The following is a 9,450-nucleotide window of genomic DNA, read 5'->3' as shown; positions in this document are numbered from 1 at the left end:
CTCTAACCGGATGGGATTGCGGGATTAGCTCCTCCAGGGTTGGCGGAATAGCTAATATTTGCTGCTGATCATAGTGTTTGAAAACAGGTTGTCTGATTGCCATATCTCATATATCTATACTTTAAATATATGAAAATCAGATTGTTAAAACAAATAAAACCATAGATAACTAATTGATTTTATAGCAATAAACCATTAATAATAAAAAAGAGGCTGATCATGATTTATGATACAGCCTCTTTTTGTTTTAAACGGTTATCCAACCTCAATTCATACCATCCCATTCTATCATTTAAGCCTGAACTTAATATCGATTTAGCAGGTTAAACTGATTCTTTTGCATCCGCTTGCAACAGGTGAAGAGGTTTCAAATACTATTTTCCTACTCCATTCTTGTTTAAATAACACTTAATTTCTATAGCTTTTTAAATAATTTCGTGTCGTTTTGATTACAATAGCACACCACTTCTTCGGGCCTCCTAATAAAGTTTGATTAGCAAAAGTGCTTGTAAAACACCGCGTTCACAGTCGTATTTACCTTAAAATTCCCGGGAATTTATTGTGCTCATTTTATTGATGTTATTCAGGCCTCCCGATTCAGGTATTTCTTAACACTACCACGCAGGCATTGCCCCAATTAGCAGGCAGCAATAAATTATTTTTAGGATTTTGTTTTTAATTGTGTTTTTGACAATAATATTATATCTTAGCTTTCAATAGACGCCTGTCTGTTGATTTTTAACCAGTTAAAACCATTTCATGAAAATCCTGGATGATACTCAAATTATGGAGTTGTTAATAGTGGGCAACAAGGAGGCCCTGGAACTGCTATTCAAAAAATATTATAAACTCCTTATCGTATCGGCCTTTTATATTTTAAAAGATGAAATGGAAGCAGAGGATATGGTTCAGGCTTTTTTTGTCGACTTTTGGGAGAGGAAATTATTTAACAACATCAATTCATCCTTAAAAGCGTATTTAACTACAGCCATCCGGAACCGTTGCCTGAAGGCAATTGAGAAGGAAACGCAGCGACAAAAAAAATTAGCCGATTATCAATATACCGTTTCGGAAATAGAAGAGGAGCAGGAAGTTACAGGGTGCGAAATTAATGTAGACGAGATAATGGCCGATCTGTCGGTACAACGATTCCAAGCCGTAACTTTGGTGCATTATCAAAATAAAAAGTATAAAGAAGCTGCCTATGAAATGGGAATCAGCATTAATTCGTTGAAAACACACCTGAAGCTTGCCATTAAAACAATGCGGGATGGTATAAAAACCATCAGGTAGTTCACCCTTTTATTCATAATCTGGTCTTATATACAATGACATATAATAAAACATATATTCAGGAGCTAATAATTGACAAAATTGCAGGGGCGATAAGTGAAGAGGATGACCATATGCTTCAGCAGGCAATACTTACAGATCCCGGGGTTGCAAAACTCTGGAACGAAATGCACGAGGAATTGGCTACTGATAAAGCCCAATCCTTTTTTGATAATATTAACGAAAATGCAGCCTGGGATAAAATTGAGCCACAAATTGAGCAGGTAAAATCAATTCAATCTAAACAAAAAGGATTTATAAACTGGCTGTCGATAGCTGCTTTGCTATGCATAACGCTTTCGGCCATTTATTTTTGGCAGGCTAAACCGGTTACTAATACAGTAGCTGTAAAACAAAGAAAAAAGCCCGCGATTGAACTACGGATGGCCAACGGGCAGCAAATTAACTTATCCGATACTGCTAAAAACGTAATCAATACCCCCTTTGCCAATTTAAAAAAAGGTGCCAATGGTTTAAGTTATACAACCGGTGACGACAAAACCCAAAATTGGAATACCCTTACCATTCCGGCAGAATTAGACTACCAGATAACTTTATCAGATGGCACGCTGGTTTGGCTTAATTCGGCCTCAAGCCTGCGTTTCCCATTTTCATTTACTGGTACCAACCGCGAGGTTTACCTAACCGGCGAAGCCTTTTTTAAAGTTGCAAAAAACGCGACCCACCCTTTTATTGTTCATACCGCCCAAACAAACGTGCAGGTGCTTGGCACCGAATTTAACGTAAATAGCTATCAGTCAAATATCACCACCACCTCGCTGGTTGAAGGCAGTGTTGCTACAAGTGGCCAGCATAACGAAAAACTTTTACTTAAGCCCGGGTACCAGGCTATTTACACACCCATAACCGGCTTTTTAAGGCAGCCTTTTGATGCAGCCACAGAATTGGCCTGGATGCACGGCCAGTATTATTTTCATAACCAAAAGCTGCGCGATATAAGCGAGGTACTACAGCGCTGGTTTAATTTGCCGGTTGTTTTTGACGATGCCGCCCGGGCCGACAACTCGCTTAGCGGTGCTATCGAAAAAAATAAACCGGTACAGGTTTTTATCCAGAACCTGAAATCATCTGCCGGTGTAGATGCTGTTATTAAAGACGGGGTTTTACACATAAAATAATAGCGCACAAGGTAATCGCATTGTTTTTGGCCCGGTAGATAATTTACCCATATATTAATTAGCACCAGCCAGGCCTTCTGTTAAGCCCCGTTTTGCTGGCTAATTCAGGCTAATAAATTCCATTTTTCGCCTGAAAGCATTTAGTAAAAATATTTTTTAATTTTTCGTTCACCCGTTTTCCCCGGAACCGGTCTTTAGTACAAACCCAATTTATAAACCGATAAACTATGGAGAAAATTTTATTTTACCGGCGGCTGCTACTGCCTGTTTTTATTTTTTTATGGGGCACCCAACTTTGCCAGGCACAAACGCAAAATACGGGCTCTATAACACTCAAAAAGGCTAATATCAGCTTAGCCGATGTATTTCAATCTGTTAAAAAGCAAACCGGGCTAACCGTTTTTTACAGTAACAATTTATTAAACGACCGTGAACTGGTTACTGTTGATTTTCAGAACGCCAGCGTGCAGGATGTTTTCACTTTTCTTTTAAAAGGCAAAAGCCTGCGCTATGTACTGCGCGACCAGCTTATTGTGATTGAAAAAGCCCCGGTGGAAAAACCAGCCCCCGCGCCGCCCAAAAAAGAGCAGGCACAGGCGCCGTTGCCTGATGTTTTGAGGGGTACCATTACCGACGAGAAGGGCCTTACCCTGCCCGGCGTAAGTGTCAAAATAAAGGGCACCGGCTTTGGTACCCAATCAGATCTTAATGGTAAGTATACGCTTAATTTAAAGGGCACCGATAAAACCATCATCACGTTTTCATTTGTAGGATCTAAAACACAGGAATTTGATTTAAAAAACTACCAGCCATCAAACGGTGCTTATGTATTGGATGTAACTATTGGTACCGATAAAACCGCATTGGAAGAGGTTGCAGTTGTTGCTTATGGTACCCAGAAAAAGTCGAGCTTGGTGAGTTCTATCACCACCATAAGCCCCAAACAACTTAAAGGGCCTTCAAGCAACCTTACCACCATGCTGGCCGGTGTGGTACCGGGGATGATATCGTACCAGCGAAGCGGCGAGCCGGGTGCCGATAATGCCCAGTTTTTTATCAGGGGCGTAGGCACATTTGGCGCCGGTAAAGTTGACCCATTGATTTTGATTGATGGTATCGAATCGACACCAACAGATCTGGCCCGTTTGCAACCGGATGATATTGCCGGTTTTTCGGTACTAAAAGATGCCACCGCCTCATCATTATACGGTGCCCGTGGCGCAAATGGTGTAATCCTGGTGACCACCAAACGGGGCGACATTGGCCCGCTGAGGTTTAACGTACGTGCCGAGAATTCAACATCGTCCAATAACAAAAATATCGACCTGGCCGATAACATAAGTTACATGACACTTGCCAACGAAGCCGTGCTTACCCGTAACCCGCTGGGCGCACTACCTTACTCGCAAAATAAAATTGACCACACGGCCAACGGTGATGACCCATTGCTGTATCCCAGCAATAATTGGATAAAACAGTTGATAAAAACCAAAACCAGCAACCAAAGGTTCAACATGAATGCCAATGGCGGGTCAGAAAAAGCCAAGTACTACCTGGCGATGACCTATAATATTGATAACGGCAACCTGGCCGAAAATAGCCTGAACAGTTTTAGCAATAACATTAAGCTGCAATCGTATTCCATTTTATCAAATACCACCATAAACCTTACCAAAACTACCGAAGCCGTAGTAAGTTTAAAAGGCCAGTTTGATAGCTATCATGGCCCGATAGGCGGGGGCGGTTACACTTTTTTAAATGCGTTATGGAGTAATCCGGTGGCATTTCCGGCTATTTATCCTAGTAATTTATTACCATATGCCAACCACCCGCTTTTTGGTAATGCTATTATACCGGGTGGCGGCTTGTACATGAACCCATACGCGCAATCGCTGTCGGGTTTCCAAAACACAACCACAAGCACCCTAACAGCGCAGTTAAATTTAAACCAGAAGTTTGATTTTCTTACCCAAGGCTTATCGGCAAGGGTAATGGCCTATACAACACGTTATTCATCCTTTGCGGTTTCGCGGCAATACAGCCCTTATTACTATCAATCAAACGTGCTCAACGGTCAATTTAATGGTTTAACATTAATTAATAACGGCCAGGCCGGCAGTATAGGTAATATTCCAACTGAGTATTTAACTTACAGCCCGGGTGGAAGCACAAACAACGCTATTACCTATATCGAAACTGCTGTAAACTATAACCGCACATTTGCCGAAAAGCATGCTATCAGTGGTTTGTTAATCGGTACTATGCGTAATTATCTTACTGCCAACGCAGCAACGTTACAGTTATCGTTACCCTCGCGCAACCAGGGCGTATCTGGCAGGTTTACTTACGGATATGACAATCGCTACCTGCTTGAATTTAACTTTGGTTACAATGGATCTGAGCGATTTGCAAGTAATCACCGGTTCGGCTTCTTCCCATCTGTGGGCGCGGGCTGGGTAGTATCAAACGAAAAGTTTTTTGAACCGATGCTATCTATCATTGATAACCTAAAATTCAGGGCCACTTATGGTTTGGTGGGTAACGACCAGATTGGATCGGCAAATGATAGGTTCTTTTACCTGTCTGATGTTAATTTAAACAATGGCAGCCTCGGCCAGTTTGGTACCAATTATACTTACAGCAGGCCTGGTGTGGTTACCAATCGGTATGAAAACCAAAATATTACCTGGGAGCAATCAAGGCAAACCAATTTAGGTATGGATTTAACGATTGCAAAAACCCTTACTTTAGTTGTAGACGCATATCAAAATAAACGCGATAATATCTTAATGGTAAGGAGTACTATCCCTACCTCCATGGGTTTGCAGGCCGATATCTCATCAAACGCCGGTAAGTCATCCAGCAAGGGCGTTGATATCGCTATGGATTATAAGAAAAACTTCAGCAACTCATTCTGGGTCCAATCGCGCGGTACACTTACTTATGCTAAAAGTAAATTGCTGAAAAACGAAGAACCTGTTTACCCTGCCAACCTGCAATATCTGAGCAAGGTTGGTAATTCATTAAGCCAGATATATGGCCTTGTTGCCGAGCGACTATTTATTGACGATGTAGATGTAGCTAACTCGCCTGTACAAAGTTTTGGCAGTTACAAAGCCGGTGATATTAAATACCGTGATATGAATGGTGACGGCAAAATATCAAACTCCGATATCGTACCCATAGGTTATCCCCAGGTGCCCGAAATAATTTACGGCTTTGGTTTTTCTGTCGGCTACAAAAATTTTGATATCAGTGCGTTCTTCCAGGGATCGGCCCGGTCATCGTTTGTTATCAATTCGGCAGATATTTCGCCTTTTTACCTGGTAAACGGGTACCAGTCAAGTACTGGTCTTAACACTGGTAATCAAAGCGGCCTGCTTAGTTCAATAGCAAATGATCATTGGTCAGAAGATAGCCGTAACCCTTACGCATTTTGGCCCCGTTTAAGTAGCACCATACTGCCGAACAATAGCCAAACATTAACATCGCCAACATCAACATGGTGGTTGCGGAACGGTTCGTTTTTACGTTTAAAATCGGCCGAAATTGGTTACAACTTCACCAAAAAACAGCTTAAAAGTATCCACTTAAACAGTGCCCGCCTTTATCTGAACGGCCTGAACCTGTTAACCGTGACCGGCTTTAAGCTATGGGACCCGGAAATGGGAACATCTGGCCTGGGATACCCAATTCAAAAGGTGTTTAACTTAGGCTTAAGGGTAGAATTTTAAAAGCTTTCAAATCAATTATATGAAAAGTAATTTTATACAAAAAATTAAGCATACAGTATTAAGCCCCGCACCTAAAGGGTATATCGCCCTGCTATCGGTGGCTTTAATGATAATTTTGCCTGTATCATCCTGCAAAAAATCATTCCTGGATGTTGTTCCTGATAACGTATCAACAATAGCCAATGCTTTCGTTTCAAAAACCGAGGCAGAAAAGTACCTGTTTACCTGCTACTCTTACCTGCCTACAGAAACCGACCCTACCTATAATGTAGGCCTTACTGCCGGCGATGAGGTTTGGGTAGAAGATCCGGCCGGACACATCCGCCCAACAAACGTACTACAGTTGCCAAGGGGCTTCCAAAACTCGTCAGACCCAATTGCCAATTATATGAACGGCACCCGGGATGCTGCCGCGAATTACAAGGCCATACGCGATTGTAACGTTTTTATTGAAAACGTAAGCGATGTGACAAAGGTACGCGACCTGGATATTGACACCCGCGAACGCTGGATTGCCGAAGCGCAGTTTCTGAAAGCCTTCTATCATTTTCAAATGTTCAGGGCTTATGGTCCCATCCCTATTATCGACAAAAACCTGGCTATTGACGCATCAATTGACGAGGTGAGGGTAAAACGCCGCCCGGTTGATGAAGTGGTAAATTATATAGCTGGTTTATATGACCTGGCCGCAGCAAAACTGCCCCTAAGCATCAGGAATGAAGGCAGCGAACTGGGTCGTGTTACCAAAGGAGCAGCGCTCAGCATGAAAGCAAAGTTGCTGGTTACCGCTGCAAGCCCGTTGTTTAATGGCAATCCCGATTACAATTCGTTCAAGAATAAAGATGGGGAGCAACTATTTAACACTACCTACAGTGCTCAAAAATGGCAGCTGGCGGCCGATGCCTGTAAAGCGGCAATTGATTTTTGCGAGGCCCAAAACATACAGTTATATACTTTCCCGGCGCCAACCACCCCGCTTAGCCAAACAACCATGACGCAAATGAGCATCAGGAACGCGATGAGCGAAAAATGGAACGACGAACTGATTTGGGGATTAACAGCGAACAACAACATCGGTTATAATTCATTCTTCCAGTCGATGTGCGCGGGTCAGTATGATTTTAATAATGCTGATGCTGCAAAATCGGCAAACCGCCCGTTGATGGGGCCTACTATAAAAATGGCCAAAATGTTTTATACCAAAAACGGGGTGCCTATCAATGAAGATAAAACGCTTGATTTCACCAACATAGCGCAATTGCGTGTGGGCACTCATGATGAGCGTTTCAATATCAAAGAAGGCGAAACCACCGCCCGGTTGAATTTTGACCGTGAGCCACGTTACTATGCCGACCTTGGATTTGACCGCGGTGTATGGTATATGGCCAACAGCCCTACCAAAACCGACGAAAATACCTGGTGGATGAAAGCACGCGGTGCCGAAGTTGGCCAGTCGTCCCCAATACCAATTGCGGGCTTTTATATGAAAAAAGCGCTTAACTGGCACTATGAGTGGGCAACAGTTACCTACATCAATTATCCATGGCCCGAAATGCGCCTTTCTGATTTGTATTTGCTGTATGCCGAAGCGCTGAACGAAGCGCAGGGGCCGGTTGCCGATGTATACACTTACGTAAACCGTATAAGGGCAAGGGCTGGCCTGCCTACCGTTCAGGATTCATGGTCAAACTATAGCATTAATCCAACCAAATACACTACTAAAGACGGAATGCGGTCAATCATTCAGCGCGAACGCGCCGTTGAACTTTGTTTTGAAGGACATCGTTTTTGGGATCTTTTGCGCTGGAAAACCGCAGGTGTTGAACTTAACGGCAACGTAACAGGATGGTCGATAAGCGAAAATTCGCCCGAATTGTATTACCGTGAAAGGTCCATCTATTCAAGGCATTTTGTAATCCCGCGTGATTATTTATGGCCAATACAGGAAAATGACCTGCTGGTTAATCAAAACCTGGTGCAAAACCCTAACTGGTAAATGTATAGCAACAATATGTTTAACAATAAAAACATTAAAATGGAAACAATGAAATTACGAGTTGCCTTCTATATCGGCCTATTAGCAATAATAGTAACCGGCTGTAAGCAGGAAACCCTCAATAAACCTACAGTAACCAATAACAACGCCCCCGGCGTAGTTAGCAACGTACAGGTACAAAACCAAAACGGCGAAGCCAGTTTAACATACACGCTGCCCACCGATGCCGATCTTTTTTATGTAAAGGCTGTTTATGAAACCTCGCCGGGTAAAACACGCGAAGTAATAGCATCGCACTACACAAACACTTTAACGGTGGATGGCTTTGGCGATACCCTTGCACATGTAGTAAAACTATATGCCGTAAATTCAAGTGAGAAGGCCTCGGCACCTGTTACGGTTACGGTTAACCCCTTAACTCCGCCATTCATACTTGCGTTCCGGTCGCTTAAGGTTACGGCTACTTTTGGTGGTTTTAACGTAACCTGCGATAACCCTACCAAAGATAACCTTGCTATTGTACCTATGGTTGATACGGCTAATAACAAACAGTTTGTGCAGCCAAAAGGGATGGATAATATTTACAGTAACAGCATTTTAATTAAGGCTGCAGTTAGAGGCCAGCCCGCTGTTGAACGGAAATACGCATTTTTTGTAAGGGATAGATTTTTAAACCGGTCCGACACCTTGTTTTTAACCCTTACACCATTTTACGAAGAGCAATTTTCAAAGGCTGATTGGTCGCCTTATGTATTGCCCGGCGATGCCACCAACTTGTATTCATACACCGATATTACTAAGATTTGGGACGGCAACTTTACGGGCGGCTGGCCAAATTGTTTGTTTACTGTTGAAAGCGCAGGTAGCCCACAAATGGTAACCTTGGATTTAGGCAAGCAACGGATATTGAGCCGCTTTATACTCAATCCTTTCCTTGAAGTAGGTAACGTATATTATGTAAGGGGTAATTTAAGGGATTTTGAAATATGGGGATCAAATACGCCAAATGTTAACGGTGCATTGGATGCGTCATGGACAAAACTAGTTACCTGTAATGTGGTAAAACCATCTGGTTCGCCATCGGGCACCGAAACTGCTGCCGACTTTAAATATGCCCAGGATGGATGGGGGTATGATTTTCCGGCGAGTCAAACCTCCTATAGGTATATCCGCATCAGGAGCTTGCACAACTGGACAGGATCGTACTTTATGAGTATCAGCGAATTTACCCTGTTTGGAAAGTAGTAAA

General features: G+C 42.7%; 5 protein-coding genes. All 5 read left to right on the top strand.

Going from position 1 to position 9,450, the window contains the following annotated elements; genetic code table 11:
- Positions 1-759: 759 nt before the first annotated feature.
- The 5 genes from AC1DU2_RS03255 (at position 760) to AC1DU2_RS03235 (ending at position 9,446) form a co-directional block, all read left to right on the top strand.
- Positions 760-1,293, top strand: coding sequence for a sigma-70 family RNA polymerase sigma factor (locus AC1DU2_RS03255; RefSeq protein ID WP_477382750.1), 534 nt, complete (start codon positions 760-762; stop codon positions 1,291-1,293).
- A gap of 35 nt (positions 1,294-1,328) precedes the next feature.
- Positions 1,329-2,471 carry a FecR family protein gene (locus AC1DU2_RS03250; protein WP_477382749.1) on the top strand — a complete coding sequence of 381 codons (1,143 nt, stop codon included), beginning with the start codon at positions 1,329-1,331 and terminating at the stop codon, positions 2,469-2,471.
- 227 nt (positions 2,472-2,698) lie between these two features.
- Positions 2,699-6,205 (top strand): TonB-dependent receptor, encoded by a 3,507-nt coding sequence (locus tag AC1DU2_RS03245; protein WP_477382748.1) that lies wholly within the window; start codon positions 2,699-2,701, stop codon positions 6,203-6,205.
- A gap of 19 nt (positions 6,206-6,224) precedes the next feature.
- Positions 6,225-8,201 carry a RagB/SusD family nutrient uptake outer membrane protein gene (locus AC1DU2_RS03240; RefSeq protein WP_477360422.1) on the top strand — a complete coding sequence of 659 codons (1,977 nt, stop codon included), beginning with the start codon at positions 6,225-6,227 and terminating at the stop codon, positions 8,199-8,201.
- 48 nt (positions 8,202-8,249) lie between these two features.
- A complete protein-coding gene (locus AC1DU2_RS03235) occupies positions 8,250-9,446 on the top strand; it encodes a DUF5000 domain-containing lipoprotein (RefSeq protein WP_477360424.1) in 1,197 nt (398 codons plus the stop codon).
- The last annotated feature ends 4 nt before the right edge of the window (positions 9,447-9,450 follow it).

This window comes from Mucilaginibacter sp. P4_C11, from assembly GCF_056402115.1.
This window is presented reverse-complemented; position numbering and strand designations above follow the sequence as displayed.

Coding starts and splice junctions, on each gene's coding strand:
- AC1DU2_RS03255 (WP_477382750.1), top strand. CDS start 760: ATGAAAATCCTGGATGATACTCAAATTATGGAGTTGTTAATAGTGGGC.
- AC1DU2_RS03250 (WP_477382749.1), top strand. CDS start 1,329: ATGACATATAATAAAACATATATTCAGGAGCTAATAATTGACAAAATT.
- AC1DU2_RS03245 (WP_477382748.1), top strand. CDS start 2,699: ATGGAGAAAATTTTATTTTACCGGCGGCTGCTACTGCCTGTTTTTATT.
- AC1DU2_RS03240 (WP_477360422.1), top strand. CDS start 6,225: ATGAAAAGTAATTTTATACAAAAAATTAAGCATACAGTATTAAGCCCC.
- AC1DU2_RS03235 (WP_477360424.1), top strand. CDS start 8,250: ATGAAATTACGAGTTGCCTTCTATATCGGCCTATTAGCAATAATAGTA.